Here is a 25261-nt window from a genome sequence, read left to right as displayed (position 1 = left end):
GTGTGACATACCGTTCGGTGTGCGCATGACGTGGTCCCGCCGTGTCAGGGGCGACGATTCGTGCGACCCGGGCGAGTACCCGTGGCAGCGACCCGGTACCGACGTCTCCAGGCGAATCCCCACCGCCGTCCCCGTCGGCTCCGTTCCTCGGCCGTCTCGGATGATCCACCGCAGCAGCACAAGAGAAGAGTCTTCGTGGCAAACATCAAGTCCCAGATCAAGCGGAACAAGACGAACGAGAAGGCGCGCCTGCGCAATCGCATCGTCAAGTCCGAGCTCAAGACCTACACCCGCAAGGTGAAGGCCGCGGTCTCCACCGGCGATGCCGACGTCGCGGGCGAGGCGCTCAAGTCCGCCTCGCGCAAGCTCGACAAGGCCGTCTCCAAGGGCGTCATCCACCAGAACCAGGCCGCGAACCGCAAGTCCGGTCTCGCGAAGCTGGTCGCCGGCGTCAGCAAGTGACGTCCGGCAGCCGTTGAGCTGCCGTCCCGCCTGACGGGGTGAGCCAGGAGCCCGGTGCGCAGCGATGCGCACCGGGCTCCTCGCTGTCCCGGGGACCGGGTCAGTGCGCGCGGCGGGCGCGGCAGATGCCCATCACCATGCGCTGCACCGACCACCGGGCGTCGCGCCCGGCGCCCTTGACCTCATGGTCGGCACGGGCCACCGCCTCGAGCGCCCGGGCCAGCGAGCGGTCGTTCCAGTGCCTGGCCTCGCGGCCGAGGCTGCGCAGCATCCAGTCGGGCATGCCGAGGGTGCGGGCGCTGGCCTCAGGGGCGGTGACCTTCGCCAGGGACCGCATCTTGGAGGCGATCGCGGCGACGATGGGGACGGGGTCGGCACCGGCGAGCTGCGCCTGCTGGAGCAGCTGCAGGGCGTCCTGCTCGCGACCGGCGATCGCGGCGTCCGCCACGGCGAAGGCGGTGGATTCGACCCGGCCGGCGGTCAGCGCGTGGACATCGGCCACGGACACCTGCGGGGCCTGCTCACCGGGCTCCGGGGTGCTGTCCTCGATCAGCTGCCGGCTGATCGCGGCGAGCTCGGCCAGGTCGGTCCCGAAGGCGTCGACGAGCGCGATCAGCGCCTCGGGCTGGATGCGGCGCTGCGCCCGCGCGAACTCTGCGGCCACGAAGCTCTGCTTGTCACCTGCGCGCTTGACGGGGCTCGCATCGACCCGCGGCACGCCGGCCTTCTTCAGCGCGTCCAGCAGCTTCTTGCCGCGGTTGCCGCCGCGGTGGACGAGCACCAGGGTGACGTCCTGCTCCGGGGCTCTGAGGTAGTCCAGCAGCTCGAGGACCAGGGTGTCCGGGGCCGACTGCAGCTCGGGCACCACCACGAAGCGGGGCTCGCCGAACAAGGACGGGCTCGCCACCTGGGCCAGCGCCCCGGGGCCGGCGGCGTCCCCGGTGAGGTCATGGACCTCCACCGTGGGATCGGCCTCGCGGGCGAGGCCGCGCAGGCGCTGGACGGCGCGGTCGGCGATCAGGGTCTCGGTGCCGTGGACCAGCACGATCGGTGCGAGGGCGACGCTGTGCCACTCGACATCGCTCACGGGGGCTCCTCACTGCTGGGGGGACTGGCTGATCCTATCGGGCCGGGCCGACGCTGCGCGGCGCGGCGGCGTCATCGGCCGGGAGCACCACGGTGCCGTGGACGTCGGTGCGCAGCACCTGGGCGCCGACGGCGTGCAGCAGGCCGAGCGCCTCCTCGGTGGGGTGGCCGAAGTCGTTGTGCTGGCCGACGGGCACCAGCGCGAGAGCGGGGTCGAGCTGCCGGTACAGCGGGGCGTGCTGGAACCGGGAGCCGTGATGGGCGACCTTGACGATGTCCGCGGGGCCGGGCCGGAGCGCGGCGAGCTCCTGCTGAGCGGTGGGTTCGAGGTCACCGAGGGAGACCAGGCGGGTGCCGTCGCCCCAGAGCGCCTCGAGCACGATCGAGCAGTCGTTGGCGGCGTCCCCCTCTCCCCCGCCGTGCTCGGCGGCGCTGGCGCGACGGGCGTCCTCGGCGGAGCCCGGCCACAGCACGCGCAGGGCGAGCTCGGGACGCTGCCAGGCCTCCCCCGTGGTCGCGACCGTGGTCGGCACCCGTGGCACCGATTCCGGTGCGGCCCCGGGCAGCGGACAGATCCACTGTCGCTGCGGGGTGCGGCGTCCGGTCAGCGCCGCCCGGCCCCCGGTGTGGTCCTGATGGGGGTGGGTGAGCACCAGCAGGTCGATCTCGCGCACCTGCAATCGGTCCAGGCAGCGCCTCAGCATCGCGGGATCGGGTCCGGTGTCGATCAGGACGGTGCTGTCCTGCCCGTCATCGGGGTGCGGGCGCAGCAGCAGGGCGTCGCCCTGGCCGACCGCGCACAGGGCCAGCGTCCACTCCGGTCCCGTGCCGAGCGGGAGCAGACGTCCCGCCCCGGGGGCGAGGACCGCGACCAGCAGCGCGGCCACGACCCAGCGCGTCAGGGGCAGTCGGCGGGCGGCCACCGCGATCGCCACGGCGAGCAGGACGGCCAGCACCAGCAGCACGCCGGTGGCTCCGGCGGGGACGGGGATGCGGGATCCCGGCAGGGCGTCAGCCCCCCGCGCGATCAGCAGCACCAGGTGCGCTCCCCCGGCGGCGAGCGTCCACAGCAGGGCGGCTGCAGCGGGCCATACCGTGCCGATCACCAGGGCGAGCAGCCCGATCACCGTGGACGGTCCCACCAGGGGGCCCACCAGGATGTTGACAGGCACCGCCCAGGCCGAGACCTCCGGGGTGAGCAGGATCAGCACGGGGGTGCAGGCCAGCTGGGCGACCAGCGGCACGGCCAGCACGAGAGCGGCGGTGCGGCCGAGCCTGCCGCCGCTGAGCTCCTTCAGAGCGGTGGCCAGCGGCGGAGCAGCCAGCAGGATGGCCGCGGTCGCCAGGGCGGAGAGCAGGAACCCGATGGATGCGGCGGTGACGGGGTCGAGCACGGACCACAGGGCCACGGTGAGGGCGAGAGCGGCGATCGGGGAGGCTCGCACCCCGGCGAAGCGGGCGGCCAGCAGCGGGACCGACATCGTCGCCGCGCGCTGGACGCTGGGCTCGTCCCCCACCAGCCACACGTATCCCGCGAGCACGATCCCGGCGACCAGCAGCCGGGGTCGTCGCCGCACCCCGCACAGCAGCAGCGGCCCCAGCACCGCGGCGAGCACCAGGGCGATGTTGGCCCCGGAGACGGCGACCAGGTGGGAGATCCCTGCCCGGCGCATGATCTCCTCGGTCTGCTCCCCCATGCCGCGGGTGTCCCCGAGGGTCATCCCGCGCACCAGGGCGGCTTCGTCCGAGGGCAGGTGCGAGGTCGCCTGCCGTGCCTGCCGCCGCAGCGAGTGCCGAACGGACCGGGCAGCCCCGGACGGACCTGCCTGCGCCGCCGGCCGCACCTGCGAGGCTCGCAGGATCACCAGGGAACCGCTGACCGCGACACGTCCCCGCAGGTGCGCGAGGTCGCCGTCCCGCACACGGGCCAGGTCGCGGGCCGACGCCCCCGACGCTCGCACCAGGACGGGCAGCGAGGCGGGCAGCACCACGGCGTCTCGCCCCACCCGCGCCGGGCCGCGCACCGTCCGCGCCGTCATCTGCTGACCCTCGCGGGCCCAGGACGGTCCGCCGCCCGGAGGTGCGGGGTCCGCGGCCGCCACGACCGTCAGCTCCATGATCAGACCCTCCTGCTCCGCGAGCTCGAAGGCGGCGTCCGTGCTGCCATGTCGCTGCAGGGCAGGGAACAGCAGTGCACCGGCCAGCACCACGATGCCGAGGTGGGCGAGGATGCTCCGGGCGGTCCGTGGTGACCCGGTGAGCGTGACCGCGGTCAGGGCGAGCGCAGCCAGCACCGCAGCACCGGCGACGGCCGCTTCGGTGCCTGCGGTGATGCCGAGCACCGCCAGTGCCCATACGCAGGCCGCGCCCGGGAGCAGGCGCAGATCGGCCCGGGTCATACGGTCGCCCGTCCGCGGATCTCCTCGAGGGTGGCCGGTCCGATCCCGGAGACCTCCAGCAGGCTCTCCACCGAGGTGAAGGAGCCGTTCTTCTCCCGATGCTCGACAATGCGCTGCGCGATCGCCGGCCCCACCCCGGGCAGCTCCTCGAGCTCGGCGACGCCGGCGGTGTTCAGGTCGATCGGTGCCCCGCTCCCGGACTCCTGGGCTCCCCCCGTGGATCCGGGTTCCGCGGCCGCTCGGTCGCGGGGAGGCTCACCCGGCTCCGGGACGTGGATCTGCTCCCCATCGGCGAGGGGGCGGGCCAGGTTCACCACCGAGAGGTCGGCCTCGTCCGTCGCACCGCCGGCGGCGCGCAGCGCGTCATCGACGCGGGCATCGCCCGGCAGCTGCACCACGCCCGGTGCCGCCACCGCCCCTGAGACGTGGACCACGATCTCGGGCCGGTCGGTGGTTGCGGCGGCTGCCGGGTCGGACGGCGGCGGCGGGGCCGCAGCCCCGGTCGCAGCGGCGGTGGTCCGTTCCGGGGAGGCGGCCTCGAACGCCTCGTCGTGAGGCGTCGATGCCGTCTGCAGAGGAACTGCGGAGCCCGTGCCGGACAGATGCACGACCCCGACCGCGATCAGCACCAGCACGGCGAGACCCACCAGCGCCGACGGCGACGGGGCGGGCAGGCTCAGGCGACGCGTCCGCTGCGGTGCGCAGTGATCCCGGCGCGCCACCAGCGCCTGCCCGGACCGGCGATGCTTCCCGGCTCGACCGCGCCGCGGCCCCTCGGATCCGGTATGTGCTCCCATGCCAGCGAAGCTAGGTCGCCCCTCGCGCCGACTTCTACGGGCGGCTCCTCATTGGGGACAACCACCGGCTGGGGAGGAATGGTCGGCACTGGCCGCTCCGCCGAGCTCCTGCCGCGGAGGCTCTCACCGGGACTCGCTCATCCGAGTCCCAGCATCACCAGCCACTGCTGCCGGAACGCGAGCGCGATCACGACGATCACCAGCAGGTACCACCCCAGAGTGAGCACCACCCAGCGGCGCAGCAGGTTCGCCAGCGGCGCCGGGATCCGCAGCTCGCCGCTCTCGATGGTGTGGGCCAGGGTGGCGAAGAACATCGGGGCCGTGACCGTCCAGATCACCATGCACCACGGGCACAGCGCACCGATCACGAAGATCGTGGAGATCGCCAGGAAGTGCACATAGCCGAAGGCGAAGGTGATCCCGCCCAGCCGGGCCCAGCGGCACCAGGTGGGCAGCCGGGTTCCGGAGGCCATCAGCGCACCGATCGCGCCCATGATCGCGAAGCCGCCCAGCCCGATCGCCATGTTCGGGATGCCCAGTGCCGAGGACTGCCAGGTCATCATCACATTGCCGCAGGAGATGAAGGGGTTCACATCGCAGGCCAGGCTGGCGCCCGGGTTCGCGAGCAGGAACTCCTTGCCGACCTGCAGCTCGAGCGAGCCGATCCAGCCGACCAATGCGCCGATCAGCAGCACCAGTCCGGTAACCCGCTGCCCGGCACGCGGCTTCGCGGAGCGCTCGGCGGCCAGCTCGGCGTCGATCTCGGCCAGCAGCGCCGCCTCGTCGTGCACGTCATCCGCGCCTGCCGGGTCCGTGGTGGGGTTCTCGTTCATGCGGTGACCGTGCTCTTCCGTGCGGGGGACGGGGCGTCAGGAACAGCTCTCAGCTGACCGGGTGCTCGCGGAACCAGGCCGCGAGGAGTGCATTGCCCTCGTCCATGCTCACCCGGGGCGTCCACTCCAGCCGCTCGCGGGTGCGGCGCTGGTCGAACCAGTGCGCGGTGGACATCTGCTCGGCGAGGAACTCCGTCATCGGCGGTTCGTCGTTCCCGGGGCGCTTCTCCCAGATCCGCTCGATCACGCGACCGGCGAAACGGGCCGCAGCCCCGGGGACCTGCAGGGTCGGTGCCGGGACGCCGGCCGCGTCGCACCAGCCGGCGAAGACATCGCGGACGGTGCGGGGTTCACCGTTGGAGACCACGAAGCTCTCCCCGTGCACGGCCTCGATGCGGCCCAGACCGGCGACGATCGCGTCGGCGGCGTTGGTGACGTAGGTGGTGTCGATCAGCGCCATGCCGTGGTCCAGCAGCGGCAGCCGGCCGCGACGGGCACGGTCGACGATGCGGCCCACCAGCTGGGTGTCGCCGGGCCCCCACACCACGTGGGGGCGGATCGAGGTCACCAGCAGTCCGTCCGTGCCGTCGGCCTGCATCGCCAGCAGCTCGGCCGCGGCCTTGGTGCGTGCGTACGGCCCGCGGGCCATCGCGGGGTCCGCGGTGGTGGCGTCGGCGCCGACGATCGCGCGGCCCAGATGGGCGACCGACGGGGAGGAGACGTTCACCAGCGCTCCCCCGCCCTGGGCGCGCAGGGCGTCGACCACGTGGCGGGTGCCCTCGATGTTGATCGCCCGGTACTCGTGCTCGGGTCCGGAGATGGAGACCTTCGCGGCGAGATGGATCACCGCATCGACGCCCTGCACGGCGCGGCGCACGTCACCGGCCTCGGTGAGGGAGCCGGTGACGTCCTGGACCCCGTCGATTCCGGCGGGGCGGCGCTGGAAGGCGCGCACCGCGGCGCCCTGGTCGCGCAGCGCGGTCGCGACCGCGCCGCCGAGCATGCCGGAGGCCCCGGTGACCAGGACCGTCGGCGCACTCACAGGGCCTCCGCCCGCTCGCCGGCGAGGGTCTGGGCGGACCAGCGCGACAGCGCCGCCCGGTCGATCTTCGAGTTGTGCCGGATGTCGGTGGGCAGCGCGCTGGTGGTGAACACCGCGACCACATCGGCCCCCGAGCGGTCCCGCACGGCGCGGCGCACGGCCTCCTGCAGGGAGGGATCGGCGGGGCGGGGACGGCCGGGCCTGCCGGGCCGGTAGCCGTCCGTGGTCTCGAGGATCACCACCACCTGCTGGGTGCCGCGGGGTCCGACGACGGCGGCGCCGGCACGGCGCACCGTGGGCACGGACTCCGCGGCGTCCTCGACCTGGACCGGGGTGAGCAGCCCGGAGGCCGTGGCGAGCACGTGGGCCGCACGGCCCTCGACCCACAGCCGGCCCTCCTGATCGAGGTGGCCGACGTCGCCCGTGGCATGCCAGCCCGTGAAGCGCATCGCAGTGTGGGTGGTGCCCCAGAGCATCAGGTACCTATCCCGCACATGCGGCGCGCGCACGAGGATCTCCCCTCTCTCCCCGGCGTCCCGGGTGATCTCCCCGGTGGTCTCCCCCAGCTCGTCCATCACGGCGATCGCGATCTCGACGCGCGGCACCGGAGGGCCGACGCACACGCCGGAGCCCTCCCCCGCGGCCTCGATGCCCTCGAGGTCGATCGCGGCCACGGCCAGGCACTCGGTCATGCCGTAGGGGGTCAGCGCCCGCGCGCTGGGCATCAGGGTGCGCAGTGCGCGCAGCAGGTGCGCGGGGATCGGCGCACCGGCGGAGAAGAAGCTCGCCGCCCGGCCCATCGCGGCACGGCCGGCCTCGTCGAGCTGATCGGCGGTGTCGATGATGTTGCGCAGTGCTGCGGGGGCGGTGAACACGGCAGGGCTGCCGAGGGCGGCGATCGCCGCCGCCAGTGCCGGGGCGGTGAGGTCGCCGGGACGCATGATGTCCATGTCCGGCACCACCGTCGGCGCGCCGAGGGCCGGGCCCAGCAGGGCGAAGGTGGCGAAACCGGCGACGAGTCCGCGCTCCGGGGCCAGGTCCAGGGTGTCCCCGACGGCCGCGAACATGGCGCCCAGCTGGCGGTGGGTGAGCACCGCACCCTTCGCGGGCCCGGTCGAGCCGGAGGTGAACAGGATCGCGGCGTCCGCGTCGGGCGCGGGCCACGGCGCGGTCAGCGGCGCCCCGAGCTCCCGCATCATCGACCCGGAGCGGGCCAGCTCGGCGATCGACGTCTCCACGCCCAGGGCGGTGCGGTCCACCGTCGGCAGCTGCTCGACGGAGAGGCGGCGGCCGGGCCAGCCCAGCGCCCGGGCGCCGACCAGGGCGCGCTTGATGCCGATGAACCAGTCCGGGTGGGAGCCGATGGTGGCGCGCGTGAGCCCGGGCAGGCCCAGGCCCGCGTCGGCGATCACGGCGACGGCACCGATCCGGAAGCAGGCGTAGAGCACCCCGGTGAGGTCTGCACCGGGCGTGATCAGCAGGCTGACCCGGTCCCCGGGCCGCACCCCGTGGGCGAGGAGGCCGGCGGCGATGTCGTCGACGCGGCGGTTCAGCAGGGACCAGGAGATCTCGCGGGTCTCGCCGTCCGCACCGCCCAGCTCCACCACGGCCGCGCGGTGGGCGTGGCGGGGATCGTTCGCGAGCTCGGTGATCGGCGCGCCGATCGGTCGCTCGGGCGCCTGCTCGGCGAACGCCGAGACGGGCTTCCATCCGGGTGCTGCCGTGCGCGGCTGCTCGACGGTGCCGAAGGTGGTCTCCAGCCAGTCGGCGACCAGCCCGGCGACGTCGGCGTCCTCCCACACCAGGTGGGAGGCGCCCTCGAAGCGGTGCACGTCGGCGTGCGGGACCCGCTGGATGAGGTCACGCAGGAAGCGGTCGGAGAAGGTGATGTCCCGCGGGCCCCAGGCGAAGAGGGTGGGGACGTCCAGCTCGGTGATGCCCGCGGCGACCCGCTCGAGGGTGGCGCGGGAGGGGTGCTCGGCGCCGGCCGGGATGTCGGCGACGAACTGGTCGATGCCGCGGCGGCGGGCACGGCCCCGGTACGGGGCGAGATAGGCGTCCTGGACCTCGCGCGGCAGCGGCGGCCTCGACAGGGCCAGCGTGGTGCGCAGGAAGGTGTCGGTCACCGAGGTCGAGGGCGTGCGGAACCAGGGCGCGGTCGCCAGCTGCAGCGCCTTGGGCAGTGCCTGCTCGAGCTTCTGGTGGACCCCGGTGTTGGTGAGGATCATCCCGGCCAGATCGTGGCGGTTGTCCAGCGCCCAGCCGGCGGAGATCAGCCCTCCCCAGTCGTGGCCGACGGTCACCACCGGGCCGCGCAGCGACAGTGCGTCGGTGAGCAGCGAGAGGTCGGTGATGCGGTCCTGGTAGCGGCGCTTCAGCCCGGTGCGCTCGGAGTAGCCCATCTCCAGCTGGTCGACCGCGATCAGCCGCCAGGGGATGTCGTCCCTGACCAGGGAGCGGAAGAGGAAGGAGTAGGTGGGGTTGCCGTGCACGGCCAGCAGGGTGCCGCGCGGGGTGATCCCGCGCTCGGCGAGCAGCGGACCGGAGTCCAGCAGGTGCCAGCGGCGCGCCTCACCGGTGTGGTCGCGGACCTCGACGGTGCGGTTCAGCCGCGGGTCCACGCCGGGCAGGTCCGGGATCTCGGGCCCGGCGGGGGATGGCGCCCGTCGGCGCCCGGTGCTGCGGGTGGTGTTCACCACTGGACCTCCATCATCGCCGTGTTCAGTCCGGAGCCGACGCCCATCAGCAGCACGCGCTGCCCGCGCTCGATGTCGTCCTGGATGTGCGCGAGCGTCATCGGCACCGCCTCGGCGGCGACGTTGCCCCAGTCCGCGAGGGTGACCGGGATGCGGTCCATCCCCACCCCGGTGATCGTCGAGAAGTTGCGGATGTAGACCGTGGAGACCTGGTGCGGGATGACGAGGTCGAGGTTCTTGAAGTCGTAGCCGTCCTCGTTCGCGCCCTTCCACGTGTCCAGGATGAGCTGGATGCCGTTCTCGAGCAGTCCGGCGGAGTCGGTGCGCATGTCCTGCATGTTCGCCACGCACAGCTCGTGGTGCTCGGTGCCGGCGCGTGCCTGGGTGTGCCTCAGCCGGTGGCCCTCGGGGTGCTCATCGGTCGGGCCGAGCACGGCGGCGGCGGCGCCGGAACCGAGGGTCAGCGAGGCGAACTGGTTGTTGAAGTCCGCCCGGGTCGAGGTCTTGGAGTTCAGCCGATCGACGGTGCCGCGCTGCACCTGCTCGACGTCCTCCGCACCGACGACCAGGGCATACTTGATCTGCCCGGAATCGATCATGGCCGAGGCCATCGTCATCGCGTTGACGAAGCCGAGGCAGGCATTGGTGATGTCGAAGTTCATGGCGCTGCTGGGCAGGCCCAGGGAGTGGTGGATCCCGGTGGACACCGCCGGCTCCAGATGCTGGCGGGAGACGGAGGCGTTGATCAGCAGACCCACCTGGTCGCGCATGATGCCGGCCTTGGCCATGGCGCGCTCGGCGGCGAGCACGACGCCCTGCTTCCAGCCGTTGTCGCGATCTCGCCACCAGCGACGCTCGTACACACCGGCCACGCGCTGCAGCACGCCCTTGGGCAGCCGCAGTCGTTTGCGCGCCGGGGTGAGCATCTCGTCGATCTCGTCCGAGGTCACCGTGACCTGCGGGAGGCTCATCTCGATCGCGAGCAGGCTGGTGTTCCTGTGGACGATCCCTGTGTTCCCGTTCGCCATCAGAGTGCGCTACCTCGTCGTTCCGTGTGGATGTCGTCGTCGCAGGGCGGCCGGGACGGGCCCGACACCTGCGAGCGTCATTGTCCCACCTGCGTCTGGGGGTTCCCTCAGGGGGTGGTGGATCCCACGTCGCCCCCCTCGTCCACCTCGTCCTCGAGGTGATGGCCGAGATGGTGACGGGCGAAGGCGAGGCTCTGGCGCAGCGTGCGCTCCCGGACCTCGGCATTGTTGCTGGTGGTGACCTCGAGCAGCACCGAGCCCTCCCAGCCGCGGTTGGCGAGGCGCCGCAGCACCTCGGCGCAGGGCTGATTGCCCTCCCCGGGCGGCAGGTGCTCGTCCTTGGTGGTCCTCCCGGAGCCGTCCGTGAGGTGCAGGTGGGTGAGGCGGTCACCGAGCCGCTCGATCATCTCCAGCGCGTCATCACCCGCGGTCGCGGCATGGGAGAGGTCGACGGTGACGTGGGAATACTGCTCATCGGTCGGATCGTGGTCGGGGAAGTAGTTCAGCAGCTCCCGCACCCCGAGCCGCCACGGGTACATGTTCTCGACCGCGATCGCGATGCCGTGCTCCTCCTCGAGCGCCGCGACGCCCTCGACGAAGCCGTGCGCGTACTTCCCCTGCCAGCGGAACGGGGGATGCGCCACGATCGTGGGGACGCCGAGCTCCTTGGCGATCTCGATGGTGCGCTCGATCTTCACCCAGGCATCGCGGCCCCACAGACCCTGCAGGAAGAACAGGGTGGGAGCGTGGAGGGAGAGGATCGGCAGCTCATAGCGTTCGGAGTACTCGCGCAGGAGCGCGGGTTCCTGGCTGTCCTTGGGGTAGGAGACCATCACCTCGATGCCGTCGTAGCCGATCTCGTGGGCGAGGCGGAAGGCCTCCTCGACACCGGCGGGGAAGACGGAGGAGGTGGACAGCCCCACCGGGATCCTCCGCTGCGGGTGCTGGTCGCTGCGCGGATCCCCTGCCGAGAGGCGCTTGGAGAGCGTCTCGCGGGCGGTGCGATGGGCACTGCTGGGGCGGGTGTAGGGCTTGCGGGCACCGGTGCGCGGCGCATCCGTGGACGGACGATCACGGCGTGGGCTCACGACATCTCCTCTGGACTGGACAGGCGTGGTCAGTATGCAACAAGCCCGCGCCCTAGACTCTCCCGCATGCCCGTTCGAGATCTCACCGCCGAGGACTTCGTCAGCTATCGGACCCTGGCCTCCGGCGCTTTCGGCGGGGGCGTCGACCCGGCCTCCCCGACCGCTCCCCGAGACTTCTCCGCCGGCCAGATCCCGCTGGGCATCGATGCCTCCGCGCTGCCGGGCGGGCCCCGCGGCGTGATCGCCGCAGGTGCCAGGATCCGCCGCGACCAGGTGGCGTTGGGCGGCGGCGTGGCCCGCTGCGGAGGGATCGCGGGGCTGGCGGTCCATCCTGCATATCGCGGGGAGGGACTGTTCGGGACGCTGCTGGCCGCCGTCATCGCCCGCTGCCACGCCGAGGGGATGGAGCTGTCGATGCTGTATCCCTCGAATCCGTCGATCTACCGCCGGTACGGCTACCAGGTGGTCGCGCGGGGGCGGTCGCTGCTCGTGCCGCTGGTGGATCTGCAGCGGATCCCCGCGGTCCCGGGGCGGCGCCTGGTGCCCGTCACCGCCGAGTCGATGCCGCGGCTGCGCCGGTTGTATCACCAGCTGACCTCGGGCGACAACCTGATGCTGCGCCGTGAGCCGCCGCTGTTCCCCGTGGCCGTGCCCGCCCACCCCTGGTCCGCGCTGCTGCTCGAGGACGACGCCGGCACCGCGCAGGGCTATGTGTCCTGGACACGGCGCACCGACGCCGCCGACGGCCCCGGCCTCGAGGTGCACGAGCTCCTCGGCCGCACCCGTGCGGACCGGCAGGCGCTGCTGCGCTCCCTGGGCTCCTGGTCCACGGTGACCGAGCGGGTCCGGATCCGGCTGCGCACCGAGGATCCCGTCCTGGACGTGCTGCCCGGTGGCGGTGCCCGCCCCGATCCGTCGCCGGAACCGCTGGTGATGATGCGAGTGATCGACACGGCCGCGACCCTGCGCGCCCGCCGAGCTCCCGCCGCCCTGGACGGCACGTTCGAACTCGTCGTCCAGGACGCCACGGTCCCTGCGGGCACCTGTCGGGCCGCCGGCACCTTTCTGGTCTCCGTGCAGCACGGCACGATCACGGTGACGGAAACGGACGAGCAGGCGGGAGCGGCGGCGCCGGTGCTGGGCACCTGCCGGCTGGACATCCACTCCGCCTCGCTCCTGCTCGTCGGCGGCCGCACCCTCGCCGACGCCCGCCGCCTCGGCCTGCGCGCCGACGCCGATCCTGCGGCCGAGTCCTTCCTGGACGCGCTGCTGGCCGGTCCCCGACCCAGCGTCCTGGACGCCTTCTGATCCCTCCCCGACCTCCGGAGCACCCGCATGGCCAAGCTGCACTTCAAGTACGGAGCGATGAACTCCGGCAAGTCCGACACCCTGATCAAGACCGCGTACAACTACGACGAGCGGGGCCTGGCCACGCTCACCGTGAAGCCGGCGCTGGACACCAAGGGCGAGGACTGGGTGGTCGCCCGCGGCGGTGCCAGGCGTCGGGTGGATGTGCTCGCGGCGAGCGGTGACGACCTGCGCACGCGCGTCGGCGCCGCGGCCGACGAGCGAGGACTGCGCCCGCTGCACTGCGTGCTGGTGGACGAGGCGCAGTTCCTCGCACCCCACCAGATCGACGATCTCTTCCGGATCGCGAAGCTCGACGGGGTCTCGGTGATCTGCTACGGGCTGCGCGCGGACTTCCGCACCGCGATGTTCCCCGGTGCCGCGCGCCTGTTCGAGCTCGCGGACAACATCGAGAAGCTGCCCACCATGTGCCGCTGCGGCTCCCAGGCGGAGTTCAACTGCCGTGCCGTCGACGGCCGCTTCGTCTTCGAGGGTGCGCAGGTCGCGATCGACGGGGAGACGGTGGCCTACATGTCGCTGTGCGGGTCCTGCTTCATGGAGGAGCAGGAACGCGCCGGCGTCACCGTCCTGGGGTGATGCCGGCGCGTCCGGGTCCTGCGCATGCCCAGAGCTGAGCGACCCGCTCAGGAGCTCAGCGGCTTGTCCTCGCCCACCTCGGCGTCACCGCCGGCGTGGGCGCTGTCCGCGGAGTTCTCGGCCACGGCCGCGGCCTCGTCGTCCAGCTCGTCGGAGGAGCGAGCGTGGAGGCGCTCCTTGGCGGAGCCGGCGGCACCGGCCACCGCCCCCTGCGCCTTGGAGGCGACCTCCGGGCCCTTCTCCTTGACCGCACCGGCCGTGTCCTGCGCGACCCGCGAGGCGGTCTCCTTCGCCTGTGAGGCGCGCCGCTGGAGCTCGGGGTCCTCGGCGACCCGGTGGGCCGTGCGCTCGAGGGACTCGTAGGGCCCGCGACCCATCCGCGAGCCGACCACGAAGCCGATCGCGAGTCCGGCTACGAAAATGAACCTCTTCATCACTGCCTCCTGCATCGTCGGGTGTGTGCCCTGCATCGTGCCACAGCCCCGCAGCGCCGCGCCGGAGCGCCGACCAACCGGTTCCGCCCACCGCCCCGGACGCCCTCTGTCTCTGCAGTCCCACTTCAGTCCCACTTCGGTCACACAACCTCCACGAACAGGCCCTGATCGCGGTGTCGGAAGGCGGCGGGAGGTCTTACGCTCTAGGGACGGGGACACCGGTCGCATCGACCCTCCTGTCGCCCGCCCTCACAGCACCGTCGCCGTGACCTTCGAACGAGGAGAAGACTCCGTTGTCCCCTGTGCCCCACTCGCAGTCCCCGCGCGATGCCGACCGTCCCGTCCCGACCCTCGACGAGGTCTCGGCACAGGTCCGCTTCTGGGTGGACGCCGCCGCCATCCGTCCGGTCCCGGGCCCGGCGAAGATGCTCTCGGATCTGCTGCAGGACCCGAAGGGGCTGGATTTCACCCTGGCCTTCGTGGACCGGGTGATCCGACCGGAGGACCCGCGCGCCGCGGCCGTGGAGCTGCAGCGACTGGCCCAGGACCCGCCCGCCTTCCTGCCCGCTCCGCTGCGCCGGGTGATCGCTCTGGGCGGTGCCGCCTCCACACTCGCCCCCTCGCTCGTGGTGCCCACCGCACAGGCCACGATGCGCCGCATGGTCGGGCATCTGATCCTCGATGCGCGCCCCCGCCCGCTGAGCAGCGCGATCCAGCGCCTCACGGCCGACGGCACGAACCTGAACATCAACCTGCTGGGTGAGGCGGTGCTCGGTGCGCAGGAGGCCGACCGCCGCCTCCAGGGCGTGCGCGAGCTGGTGGCCCGCGAGGACGTCGACTACGCCTCGATCAAGGTGTCCTCGATCGTGGACCACCTGCCGCTGTGGGCGGCGGACGAGACCGTCGACCACATCGTCGAGACGCTGCTGCCGCTGTACCTCGAGGCCGCCCGCGGCCAGAACCCGACCTTCCTGAACATGGACATGGAGGAGTACCGGGACCTCGAGCTGACCCTGCAGGTCTTCGAGAAGCTCCTGGACCGTCCCGAGCTCTCCTCCCTGCACGCCGGGATCGTGCTGCAGGCCTACCTGCCCGACGCCCCCTCGGCGATGGCCCGCCTGCGCCGCTTCGCCGAGCGCCGCGTGGCCGAGGGCGGGGCGCCGCTCAAGGTGCGCCTGGTCAAGGGGGCCAACCTCGCGATGGAGCAGGTGGACGCCTCGGTGCACGGCCTCACGCAGGCGCCGCTGCTGTCCAAGGAGGAGACCGACGCGCAGTACAAGCGCATGCTGCTCGAGGCGCTGGACGCCGAGAAGCTCGAGGCGGTCCACCTCGGCGTCGCCGGGCACAACCTCTTCGACGTCGCCTTCGCCCACCTGCTGATGCAGCACCGCGGCATCCCCGCCGGCCCCGGGCACGGGGTCGAGTTCGAGATGCTGGCCGGCATGGCGCCGGGCCAGCAGGCGGTGGTGCGCGAGACCACCGGCACGATGCGCCTGTACGTGCCGATCGTGCACCCCCGCCACTTCGACGTCGCCGTCTCCTACCTGGTGCGACGTCTCGAGGAGAACGCCTCCTCGCAGAACTTCCTCTCCGCGGCCTTCGAGCTGGACAGCTCCGAGGAGCTCTTCGCCCGCGAGCAGCAGCGCTTCTCCCGGGCGCTGCAGCGTGCGCTGGCGGAGACCTCGCCGCCCACCCACCGCGACCAGGACCGCAGCGCGGAGGTCGCGGGAGGGACGACCTCCCTGGAGCTCGGCTCCCCCGGCCTGCCGGCGGTCCCCGGGGCGTTCCGCAACACCCCGGACACCGATCTGTCGACCCCGATGAATCAGGAGTGGGCCGCGCGCGTCACCCACCGCATCCGCGGCTCGCAGCTCGGCGTGGCAGAGGTCCGTGCCGCACGGCTCGAGACCGTCGAGGCCGTGGAGACGACCCTCACCAGCGCCCTCGACGCGCAGCCGGCCTGGGCCGCGCTGGGCGTCGAGAAACGGGCGATGATCCTGCGTCGCGTCGCCGGGACCCTGGCCGCGCACCGCGGTGAGCTGCTGGAGGTGATGGCCTCCGAGACCGGCAAGACCCTCGAGCAGGGCGATCCGGAGGTGAGCGAGGCGATCGACTTCGCCCTCTACTACGCCGAGCAGGCCGAGCAGCTGGCCCGCCTCGAGGACGTGAGCGCGCAGGCGCGCCCCCTGACCCTGGTCACCCCGCCCTGGAACTTCCCCGTCGCGATCCCCACCGGCGGCGTCCTCGCCGCGCTGGTGACCGGCAGCGCGGTGATCATGAAGCCGGCGCCCCAGTCCCGTCGCTGCGGCGCGCTGATCGGCCGGCTCATGCACGAGGCCGGGGTGCCGAAGGACGTGCTCACCCTCGTCGACGTCCCCGAGAACGAGGTGGGGCGCGCCCTCGTCTCCGATCCGCGGATCTCGCAGCTGATCCTCACCGGTGCCTCGGACACCGCCGCGATGTTCGCCTCCTGGCGTCCCGAGCTGCGGATCCTCGCCGAGACCAGCGGCAAGAACTCGATCATCGTGACCCCGCAGGCCGATCTCGATCTCGCCGCGCACGACGTCGCCGCGAGCGCCTTCGGCCACGCCGGCCAGAAGTGCTCGGCCGCCTCGCTGGTGATCACGGTCGGGTCGGTCACCACCTCCCGCCGGTTCTCCGCGCAGCTCGCCGATGCGGTGCTGAGCCTGCACGTGGGCCGCCCGACGGACCCGACGGTCCAGATGGGGCCGGTCATCGAGCAGCCCGGCGAGAAGCTGCGCTCGGGGCTCACCGAGCTCTCCGAGGGGGAGGAGTGGCTCTCCCGGCCGCGTCAGCTCGATGAGTCGGGCACGCTGTTCTCCCCCGGGGTCCGCACCGGGGTCGCGGAGGCCTCGCCCTTCCACCTCACCGAGTACTTCGGCCCGGTGCTCGGCGTGATCCACGCCGAGACCCTCGAGGACGCGGTGCGGATCCAGAACGGCACCGCCTTCGGCCTGACCGCCGGGATCCATTCGCTGGAGCCCACGGAGGTCGCCTGGTGGACCGAGCACGTCGAGGCCGGGAACCTGTACGTCAACCGAGGGATCACCGGCGCGATCGTGGAGCGCCAGCCCTTCGGCGGCTGGAAGCGCTCGGCGATCGGGCAGACCGCGAAGGCGGGCGGCCCGAACTACCTGGTGCACCTGATGGACTGGTCGGACGCCGACGGGGCTCCCGACCGTGCGCAGGATGCGGAGGCCTGGCTCGCTGCGGCGCGCCACAGCGACCGGGAGCAGTGGGCGAGCACCTTCATCCCGCGTGATGCGCAGGAGCTCCACGGCGAGATCAACCTGCTGCGGTACCTGCCGCTGCCGGTGATGATCCGGGCCGCCGGCGGCACCTCGGCGCAGGAGCTGCAGCGGGTGCTGCACGCCGCCGCGACGGTCGGTGCCGAGGTCGAGGTCTCGGTCGCCTCCGAGGAGCTCGCTGCGGTGGCACGGGAGGCGGACCGGACCGTCCGGGTCGAGGACGCCGCGGAGTTCGCGGGCCGGGTCCCCGCCCTCGAGCAGTCACGCATCCGCTTGCTCGGCGAGAGCGATCCCGCCCTGCGCGCCGCCATCGCGGACCGCATCGAGGTCGCCCTGTTCACCGGCGAGGTGGTCGTCGACGGCCGGGTGGAGCTGCTGCCGTTCCTGCACGAGCAGGCGATCAGCGCCACGAACCACCGCTACGGCAACCCGCTCCCGCACACGCTGGACCTCACCGGCGGCCAGGGCTGGGCCCGCGGCCGGGCCTGAGCCCGCGGGGCCTGAGCCCGCGGCCGGGCCAGAGCTCGGCGGGGCGCCGGGATCCGACCTCGACGGAGCACCGGGGCCCCGCACCCACCGCCCACTGCGACGGACCGCACGCTTCCGGTCAGGAACGCTGAGCCGCGCGTCGCACTCGGTGGCCGGTGAGCGCCGACGGCAGGGAACAGTTCACGCGGTCGCCCGGGCGTGCCGTGCCGATGACGGCCACGGCACGCCGTACGGTGCTGCGATAGTCCCCGGCGCCTCCTCGAAGGACCCTGATGTCGACCACCGAAGCGACCACCCGGCCCCGCCGGCCGCGCGACCCCTACCTCGACAATGCGCGCGGCCTGCTGATCGCGCTCGTCGTGGTGGGCCACACCATCGAATGCTTCGAGAACACCGCCGATGTGCTCGGCGGCACGCTGTACACGGCGATCTACTCGTTCCACATGGCCGCGTTCATCATGATCTCGGGGTACCTCTCGCGCTCGTACCGCAACGAGCCGCGCCAGGTGCGGCGCCTGCTCACCGCGATGGTCGTGCCGTACGTGATCTTCCAGATGGTGCACGAGACGGGCAAGGCCCTGCTGCTCGGGAGCGAATTCGAACTGCAGCTGCTGCTGCCGGCGTGGACGCTGTGGTTCCTGGTCGCGCTGCTGGGATGGCGTCTGCTCACCCCCGTGCTGCGGCAGCTCAAGCATCCGCTGATGTTCGCGGTCGCCATCTCGGTGATCGCCCCGCTGGATCCCGATCTGGGCTCCGTGCTGAGCGTGGGCCGGCTGGCGGAGATGCTCCCGTTCTTCGTGCTCGGGCTGATCGCCACGCCGGAGATGCTCGAGCGCGTCAAGGCCTTCCGGCACCGGTGGCTGGGCGGTGCGGTGCTGCTGGCCGCCGTGGCGGTCGCCTACCTGGTGGACGACCGGGTGCCCACCTCGATCTTCTACCTGCGCTCGGGGTACGAGGACGACAGAGGACTCCTGCTGAGCATGCTCCTGCAGGTGATGGTGCTGCTGGCGGGGGTCGCGGGGAGCCTGGCCATCCTGCTGGTCACGCCCCGCGGCCGCTCCCCGCTGACCGCGATGGGCGAGCGCTCGCTGACCATCTATCTGCTGCACCCGGTGCTGCTGCTGCCCATCCGCTATGCCGAGGAGCTGCCGGAGTGGCTGGTGAGCTGGTGGGGCACCCTCGGAATGGTCGCCGCCGCACTGCTGCTCACGGCGATCCTGTCCACCACCGTGGTCGGCAGAGTGACCAGCTGGCTGACCGACCCCCCGATCGGCGACCTGTTGGTCCGCTCCCAGGACGACGGCCCGCGCGAGCCCCGACCGACTGCTGCGAACGGCATCCCTCCCCGCACCTGAGTCACGCCGTGGGCGACACCCGATGCTGCGAGACCCATGCTCACAGCGCCGGGGCGCACGTCGCAGCCCACGCCGCACAGCACCGGAGCTCCGCTCATCCGGCTCTCCAGCCCTGCATCTCCAGGGCTCTGCACATTCTCGCGACGGCCGAGCGGCAGCCGTGAGGAAGGTCCGCGTAGGTGGTGCGCACCTCGATCCAGCCGGCGTCGCGTCGTCGCTCTCCGCGGGCGATGTCCTTGGGCACCTGTTCCCGGTCCAGGTGCGTCGGGCCCTCATGCTCGAGCGCCACGCGCCATTGCGGCCAGTGCAGGTCAGGTTCTCCGAGGTCCAGGACGGTCCCCTCGGGCTGGATCTGCTCCGCGCGGACGTTGGCCAGCGGTTCGGGCAGACCGGCTCGGACCGCCGCCAGTCGCAGCGCGGTCTCGGGCGGCGAATCGCTGCTCATGCGCACCAGGGCGACCGCCTCCCTGAGTCTCCGGGCCCCGCGACCGCGATGACCGGTGGCGGCCTCGGCGAGCTCGACGACCGTGGCGAACGGAGTGTCCCGGCCCTCGTACCGCGGTCGGGGCTGTCGCACCAGGTGATCACCGACGGCGACGAGGGCATCCCTGGCGAGAACGTCCCCGAGGTCCAGGAAGGTGCGGATCCGAGACGTGGTGCGCACCGTGGGCGCGCCCCGCAGGAGGAGCAGATCCTGATCGAGGATGTCCGCAGCGCGCAGGCTCCACCGCATCAGTGAGGTGTCTCGGCGGCGCGACTGCCCGGTCCCCAGATGGATCCTCAGGTCGACGCCGCCCCTGCCGGGGCCGTGAGCGGAGCGGCCCGTACCCCGATGCTCCTGCTCGGGTGCCGCCACGACCTCCTGCGCGACGACGCCCGGCAACGGGAAACCGAGGAGCCGCGCAGCGGTGAGCCCCATCGCGAACACCGCTGGATCACGACGACAGAGCGCGGCGACGATCTCGCGTTCGGACAGGACTCGATCGCCGCGCACCCAGAGCCCACGTGACAGGGACCTGAGATCGCGAGCACGGAGCCTCCCCCGCGTCACTCCGGCACGGCGTGCCTCCTGCGTGCTGAAGACTGCGGACGAGAGCCCGTCCGGGAGCGGAGTCGGTGTGGTCGGCATCGCCACAGCATCCGCGGACCGACGCGCAGTCGTTCACTCGCTCCACAACGACCTGGTCGCAGCCGCGTCGACGCATCCTCCCCAGGCATGGCCCGAGGGCGAGCGAGCTCCGAGACGGGAAGCTGGTGGCGTGCTCGCCGCTGTTCGGTCGGGTAGGTCGGGCGCGGCGTGGCGCGGGAGCGGACGCGGCGCGGGCGTGGCGTGGCGCGGGAGCGGGCGCGGCGCGGGCGTGGCCGGGCGCGGCGTGGCGCGGGAGCGGGAGCGGGAGCGGTAGCGGGCGCAGCGTGACACTGCAGGGATCCCGCTCGGGCAACCACCCGATGCTGCGTACGGCACCCTTCACGCTGCGCCAGTGATGCCGTACGTCGCAGTCGGCCACCACAGCACACACCGAGTGCTGCGTTCGGCACCGTATCGAGCGTCTGAGCGGTGCCGTACGCAGCAGTCGCCGCACCTCGGGCGCCCGGGGCCGCAGCAGTCGCCGCACCTCGGGTGCCCGGGGCCGCAGCAGTCGCCGCGCCTGGGGTGCCCGAGGCCGAGGCCGGGGCCAGGGCCAGGGCCGCACCTCGGGCGCCCGGGGCCCGGCTCAGCCGGCGGAGGCGGTGCCGACGCGGGCGCCCTCGGGCACCTCGCCGCCCTCTTCGCCCAGCACCGCGTCACCGACCACGGAGACGTCGGCCCCGAAGGTCCAGTCCCCCTGCACGTCGAGGCTGACGGCGTCCTTGAGCGAGGGCACACCATGGGGGAAGCGCGGCTCGAAGTCCTGGATGAGCTTGTAGGAACCGCTGTGCAGCGACACCGTGGGCATCGCGTCGATCTGCTGCACGAGGGCCGCCCGCTCGTCGAGGGCGTAGGCGTCCGAGCGCACCAGCAGCAGGTCGCTGGTGGCCTTGACCGGCAGGAACCGGTCACGACCCACGACGATCGCGGTCGCACCGTCGAACACCTCGATCGCCGCGCCCATGGCGGACTCGATCTGGTAGACGGGGGTGCTGGTCTTGTCGGCCGGGTCCACGGTCTTCTCATTGCGGATCAGGGGCAGGCCCATGATGCCGCCGCGCTCCTCGAGCACCGCCGCCATCTGCTCGAGGTCGAACCAGAGGTTGTTGGTGTGGAAGAACGGATGACGGTGCTCGTCGGTGAAGTAGTCCATCTCCTCGGCCGGGGTCTGCGCGGTGTCGCGCAGGATGAGCCGACCGTCGGACTTGCGCACCGCGAGGTGTCCGCCCTTGCGATCCGCGGGGGTGCGGCGGCACAGCTCGGCGGCGTAGGGGGCGCCGGAGGCCGCGAACCAGGAGGCGATGACGGGGCTGGGGACGGTGCCGAGGTTGTCCGAGTTGGAGACCGAGGCGTACTTGAAGCCGGCGTCGAGCAGCTGCTGCAGCAGGCCCGAGGTCTGCAGCGCGGTATAGATGTCGCCGTGGCCGGGCGGGCACCACTCGAGCGCGGGATCCGCGTCCCAGTCGACCGGAGCGAGGTCGTCGGTGCGGAGCTTGGGCTCCTTGTTCTGCAGGAAGTCCAGCGGCAGGTCGCCGACGGGCAGATCGGGGTACTTCGCGAGCACCTCGAGGGTGTCCTCGCGGGTGCGGAAGGAGTTCATGAAGACCAGCGGCAGGCGGGAGCCGGTGCCGCGCCGGGCGGCGAGGACCTGCTCGACGATGATGTCCAGGAAGCTCTTGCCGTCCCGCACCGGCAGCAGCGACTTGGCCTGGTCCAGGCCCATCGAGGTGCCCAGGCCGCCGTTCAGGTTGATGATCGCGAGCTGGTCGAAGACCTGCTTGGCGTGACCGACGTCGACCTTCACGTCCTCGAGCTGCGGCGGGTCGAGGAACGGATCGATCGTGTCCTCGGGGATGGAGCCGGTGACCCCGTCCTCGAGCTGTCCGTAGTAGTGGGAGAAGACGTCGATCGCGGTCTGCGCGACACCGGCCTCGGCCATCTTCTGCTGCGCTGCGGCAAGTCCTTCAGTGCTCATGGGACCAGGGTATCGGGACGGCCGGGTGCTCGGCACCGCCTGCCCCGGCGCGCCCCGGTGCGAGGTCTCCCCCGCGCTCTCGTCGGGGCGCGGCGCCGACTCCCCTAGAATCGACTGCTATGAGCACAGTCCTGTCCGCGGTCGCCTGGCCGTATGCCAATGGTCCCCGCCATATCGGTCATGTCGCCGGCTTCGGCGTCCCCTCCGATGTCTTCTCCCGCTACATGCGCATGGCGGGGAACGATGTGCTCATGGTCTCCGGCACCGATGAGCACGGCACCCCGATCCTGGTGGCCGCCGACGCCGAGGGCATCTCCGCCCGCGAGCTCGCCGACCGCAACAACCGCCTCATCGTCGAGGACCTGGTCGCGCTGGGTCTCTCGTACGACCTGTTCACCCGCACCACCACGCGCAACCACTACCAGGTGGTGCAGGACATGTTCGTCACCGTGCGGGACAACGGCTACATGGTGGAGGAGACGACCTCCGGGGCGATCTCCCCGTCGACCGGTCGCACCCTGCCGGACCGTTACATCGAGGGCACCTGTCCGATCTGCGGCGCCGGCGGTGCGCGCGGCGACCAGTGCGACAGCTGCGGCAACCAGCTGGACCCCACGGACCTGATCGATCCGGTCTCGCGGATCAACGGCGAGACCCCGGAGTTCATCGAGACCTCGCACTGGTTCCTGGATCTGCCGGCCCTGGCCGGAGAGCTGGGCCGCTGGCTCGACGAGCGGGAGGCGACCGGGCTGTGGCGCCCCAATGTGATCCGCTTCAGCCAGAACATCCTGGGCGACATCAAGCCCCGCGCGATGTCCCGTGACATCGACTGGGGCATCCCGGTGCCGGGCTGGGAGGATCAGCCGAACAAGCGCCTGTACGTCTGGTTCGACGCGGTGATCGGCTACCTCTCCGCCTCCATCGAGTGGGCCCGCCGCTCCGGCGATCCGGAGGCGTGGCGGACGTGGTGGAACGATCCGGAGACCCTCGCCTACTACTTCATGGGCAAGGACAACATCGTCTTCCACTCGCAGATCTGGCCGGCGGAGATGATCGCGCAGAACGGTCAGGGCGACAAGGGCGGCGAACCCGGCCGCTTCGGCGAGCTGACGCTGCCCACCGAGGTCGTCTCCAGCGAGTTCCTCACCATGGAGGGCAAGAAGTTCTCCTCCTCCAAGGGGGTGGTGATCTACGTGCGCGACGTGCTCGAGCGCTACCAGCCCGACGCGCTGCGCTACTTCATCTCCGCCGCGGGGCCCGAGAACCAGGATTCGGATTTCACCTGGACGGATTTCGTCTCCCGCACCAACAACGAGCTGGTCGCCGGCTGGGGCAACCTGGTCAACCGCACCGCCGCCATGATCGCGAAGAACGTCGGGGAGATCCCGGCGGCGGGCGAGCTCGAAGAGATCGATCGGGCACTGCTGGATCAGCTCCGTGAGGGCTTCTCGACCGTCGGCGGCCTCATCGAGGCGCATCGTCAGCGGGCCGCGATCACCGAGATCATGCGCCTGGTGGGCGAGGCGAACGCCTACGTCTCCCGCACCGAACCCTTCAAGATGAAGGCCGAGGAGCAGCGTCCGCGCCTGCTCACCGTGCTCCACGTGCTCGCGCAGGCCGTCACGGACCTCAACACGATGATGTCTCCGTTCCTGCCGCACTCGGCCAACGAGGTCGAGAAGGCGCTGGGCGGGAGCCGCCAGATCGCGCCGATGCCGCAGATCGTGGAGGTCGAGGATCTCGACGGCGGTCCCGGCTACCCGATCATCACCGGTGACTACACCGACGTCCCGGCCTGGGCGCACCACCCGGTGGGGGTGGGCCAGACGGTCACCAAGCCCACCGGCATCTTCGTCAAGCTCGACCCCAAGACCGCCGAGCAGGAGCTCGAGCGCCTGGAGGCGGCCGCCGAGGGCTGAGCCGCTCGAGCCGAAATTGTGACTCCTCCCCGGCCGTAGTAACACTTTCTGAACAAAGTGTTACTACACTGGCGGCATGGGAACACTTCCGGCACGACGACCGCTGGCGGTGTCCCCCGTCGGGCACCGGACGGGGCACTGGACCGTCGCCGACGACGGCCTCGCCTCCCGATCCGCCCGCTCCCGGGGGACCGGCACCTACGAGACGACGCTCCCCGCCGCGCTCGGCGCCTCCGAGTTCGCACTGCCCGGGGAACTGGCGGCCGACGTGGCCGATGCGGAGACCGTGCTGGCGGCGTTCGACGCCCACGCCGCGGCCCGCCTGGGTGCCGACAACCCTGCGCTCGGCCCGATGAGCGCAGTGCTGCTGCGCACCGAATCCGCCTCCTCCTCGCAGATCGAGGACCTCACCGTCGGCGCCCGACAGCTCGCCCTCGCCGAGCTCGACGAATCGCGCAGCGGCAATGCCCGCGCCGTCGTCGCCAACGTCCGCACGATGGAGGCGGCGCTGCGCCTGGCCGCGGACCTCGATCTCGAGGCGATCCTCGCGATGCACGCCGAGCTGCTTGCCGGTGCAGAGGACGCGGGCCAGCTGCGCCGACAGCTGGTGTGGGTGGGCCGCAGCGGACTGAGCCCCCTCGGCGCCGTCCACATCGCCCCCGAGGCCGAGGACGTGCTCCCCGCCATGGACGACCTGCTCACGTTCCTCGCCCGGGACGACCTGCCCGTCCTCGTCCACGCGGCGCTCGCCCATGCCCAGTTCGAGACCATCCACCCCTTCGCCGACGGCAACGGTCGTACCGGCCGCGCACTGGTGCACGCGCTGCTGAGCGGCAAGGGCCTGCTGACCACCACTGCCCCGGTCTCCGCCGGCCTGCTGACGGACCTCGAGGCATACACCGCAGCGCTGACCGCCTTCCGCGCGGGGGACGCCCGCCCGATCGTGGAGGAGTTCGCCCGGGCCGCACGGTATGCCGCGACCACAGGCAGCCGGCTGGTCGATGATCTCGCCGAGCAGCTCGAGAGGGACCGGGAGCGGCTGTCCGGGGTGCGTCGGCATGCTCTCGCATGGTCTGTGCTGCCTCTGCTGATCGGCCAGCCGATCGTCAACGCCGCGCATCTCCAGCGCACGCTGGAGGTGCCGGCGATGACGGCCCAGCGCGCTCTCGCCCAGCTGACCGAGTCCGGCATCCTGCAGGAGGCGACAGGCCGCTCGCGGAACCGCGTCTGGCAGCACACCGGGATCCTCGGCCTCCTGGACGCCTACGCCGCCGAGGTCCGCCGCGCGGGCTGACCGCCCGCGCCGGGGCAGCGGC

18 protein-coding genes are annotated in these 25261 nt (G+C 72.1%); 7 read left to right on the top strand and 11 right to left on the bottom strand.

Annotated elements, in window-relative coordinates:
- The first annotated feature begins 195 nt into the window (after positions 1-195).
- Positions 196-462 carry a 30S ribosomal protein S20 gene (rpsT, locus tag CFK38_RS10175; RefSeq protein WP_096802967.1) on the top strand — a complete coding sequence of 89 codons (267 nt, stop codon included), beginning with the start codon at positions 196-198 and terminating at the stop codon, positions 460-462.
- 100 nt (positions 463-562) lie between these two features.
- On the opposite strand, the gene holA is transcribed toward rpsT, so the two are convergent.
- The 8 genes from holA to CFK38_RS10135 all read right to left on the bottom strand — a co-directional run bounded on the left by holA (position 563) and on the right by CFK38_RS10135 (position 11431).
- Entirely contained in the window at positions 563-1549 is a 987-nt protein-coding gene (holA, locus tag CFK38_RS10170; protein ID WP_096802966.1) for a DNA polymerase III subunit delta, read from the bottom strand.
- A gap of 34 nt (positions 1550-1583) precedes the next feature.
- Positions 1584-3947 carry a ComEC/Rec2 family competence protein gene (locus CFK38_RS10165; RefSeq protein WP_096802965.1) on the bottom strand — a complete coding sequence of 788 codons (2364 nt, stop codon included), beginning with the start codon at positions 3945-3947 and terminating at the stop codon, positions 1584-1586.
- Positions 3944-4744 carry a ComEA family DNA-binding protein gene (locus tag CFK38_RS10160; protein ID WP_096802964.1) on the bottom strand — a complete coding sequence of 267 codons (801 nt, stop codon included), beginning with the start codon at positions 4742-4744 and terminating at the stop codon, positions 3944-3946. Before CFK38_RS10160 ends, CFK38_RS10165 begins: the two co-directional genes overlap by 4 nt.
- A gap of 137 nt (positions 4745-4881) precedes the next feature.
- A complete protein-coding gene (locus CFK38_RS10155; protein WP_096802963.1) occupies positions 4882-5577 on the bottom strand; it encodes a vitamin K epoxide reductase family protein in 696 nt (231 codons plus the stop codon).
- A gap of 49 nt (positions 5578-5626) precedes the next feature.
- The gene (locus CFK38_RS10150) at positions 5627-6619 is read right to left on the bottom strand and encodes an NAD-dependent epimerase/dehydratase family protein (RefSeq protein WP_096802962.1); all 993 of its coding nucleotides are present in this window, start codon (positions 6617-6619) and stop codon (positions 5627-5629) included.
- Positions 6616-9318, bottom strand: coding sequence for an alpha/beta fold hydrolase (locus tag CFK38_RS10145; protein ID WP_420835776.1), 2703 nt, complete (start codon positions 9316-9318; stop codon positions 6616-6618). The genes CFK38_RS10150 and CFK38_RS10145 overlap by 4 nt, the downstream gene beginning before the upstream one ends.
- On the bottom strand, positions 9312-10343 hold the full coding sequence (locus CFK38_RS10140) for a 3-oxoacyl-ACP synthase III (RefSeq protein ID WP_096802961.1): 1032 nt from the start codon (positions 10341-10343) through the stop codon (positions 9312-9314). Before CFK38_RS10140 ends, CFK38_RS10145 begins: the two co-directional genes overlap by 7 nt.
- Positions 10344-10450: 107 nt before the next feature.
- Positions 10451-11431: a sugar phosphate isomerase/epimerase family protein gene (locus CFK38_RS10135; RefSeq protein ID WP_096802960.1), complete on the bottom strand. Its 981-nt coding sequence runs from the start codon at positions 11429-11431 to the stop codon at positions 10451-10453.
- A 66-nt stretch (positions 11432-11497) separates the two neighbouring features.
- Here CFK38_RS10135 and CFK38_RS10130 point away from each other — a divergent pair, with 66 nt between their 5' ends.
- Together CFK38_RS10130 and CFK38_RS10125 are read left to right on the top strand one after the other, a co-directional pair.
- Positions 11498-12739 carry a GNAT family N-acetyltransferase gene (locus CFK38_RS10130; protein WP_096802959.1) on the top strand — a complete coding sequence of 414 codons (1242 nt, stop codon included), beginning with the start codon at positions 11498-11500 and terminating at the stop codon, positions 12737-12739.
- A gap of 27 nt (positions 12740-12766) precedes the next feature.
- A complete protein-coding gene (locus tag CFK38_RS10125; RefSeq protein ID WP_096802958.1) occupies positions 12767-13375 on the top strand; it encodes a thymidine kinase in 609 nt (202 codons plus the stop codon).
- A 47-nt stretch (positions 13376-13422) separates the two neighbouring features.
- On the opposite strand, the gene CFK38_RS10120 is transcribed toward CFK38_RS10125, so the two are convergent.
- Entirely contained in the window at positions 13423-13809 is a 387-nt protein-coding gene (locus tag CFK38_RS10120) for a hypothetical protein (protein WP_096802957.1), read from the bottom strand.
- A 302-nt stretch (positions 13810-14111) separates the two neighbouring features.
- Here CFK38_RS10120 and CFK38_RS10115 point away from each other — a divergent pair, with 302 nt between their 5' ends.
- Both CFK38_RS10115 and CFK38_RS10110 read left to right on the top strand, forming a co-directional pair.
- Positions 14112-17567: a bifunctional proline dehydrogenase/L-glutamate gamma-semialdehyde dehydrogenase gene (locus tag CFK38_RS10115; protein ID WP_245851296.1), complete on the top strand. Its 3456-nt coding sequence runs from the start codon at positions 14112-14114 to the stop codon at positions 17565-17567.
- A gap of 272 nt (positions 17568-17839) precedes the next feature.
- On the top strand, positions 17840-18922 hold the full coding sequence (locus tag CFK38_RS10110) for an acyltransferase family protein (RefSeq protein WP_096802956.1): 1083 nt from the start codon (positions 17840-17842) through the stop codon (positions 18920-18922).
- A gap of 94 nt (positions 18923-19016) precedes the next feature.
- Here CFK38_RS10110 and CFK38_RS10105 read toward each other — a convergent pair whose 3' ends face one another.
- Both CFK38_RS10105 and CFK38_RS10100 read right to left on the bottom strand, forming a co-directional pair.
- Positions 19017-19916: a hypothetical protein gene (locus CFK38_RS10105; RefSeq protein WP_096802955.1), complete on the bottom strand. Its 900-nt coding sequence runs from the start codon at positions 19914-19916 to the stop codon at positions 19017-19019.
- A 721-nt stretch (positions 19917-20637) separates the two neighbouring features.
- A complete protein-coding gene (locus tag CFK38_RS10100) occupies positions 20638-22026 on the bottom strand; it encodes a UTP--glucose-1-phosphate uridylyltransferase (protein WP_096802954.1) in 1389 nt (462 codons plus the stop codon).
- A gap of 119 nt (positions 22027-22145) precedes the next feature.
- Here CFK38_RS10100 and metG point away from each other — a divergent pair, with 119 nt between their 5' ends.
- Together metG and CFK38_RS10090 are read left to right on the top strand one after the other, a co-directional pair.
- Complete coding sequence (metG, locus tag CFK38_RS10095; protein WP_096802953.1) at positions 22146-23945, top strand: methionine--tRNA ligase; 1800 nt, start codon at positions 22146-22148, stop codon at positions 23943-23945.
- Positions 23946-24021: 76 nt separating this feature from the next.
- Positions 24022-25239 carry a Fic family protein gene (locus CFK38_RS10090; protein WP_096802952.1) on the top strand — a complete coding sequence of 406 codons (1218 nt, stop codon included), beginning with the start codon at positions 24022-24024 and terminating at the stop codon, positions 25237-25239.
- Positions 25240-25261: the final 22 nt, after the last annotated feature.

Source organism: Brachybacterium vulturis (genome assembly GCF_002407185.1).
Taxonomy (GTDB): Bacteria; Actinomycetota; Actinomycetes; order Actinomycetales; family Dermabacteraceae; genus Brachybacterium; species Brachybacterium vulturis.
This window is presented reverse-complemented; position numbering and strand designations above follow the sequence as displayed.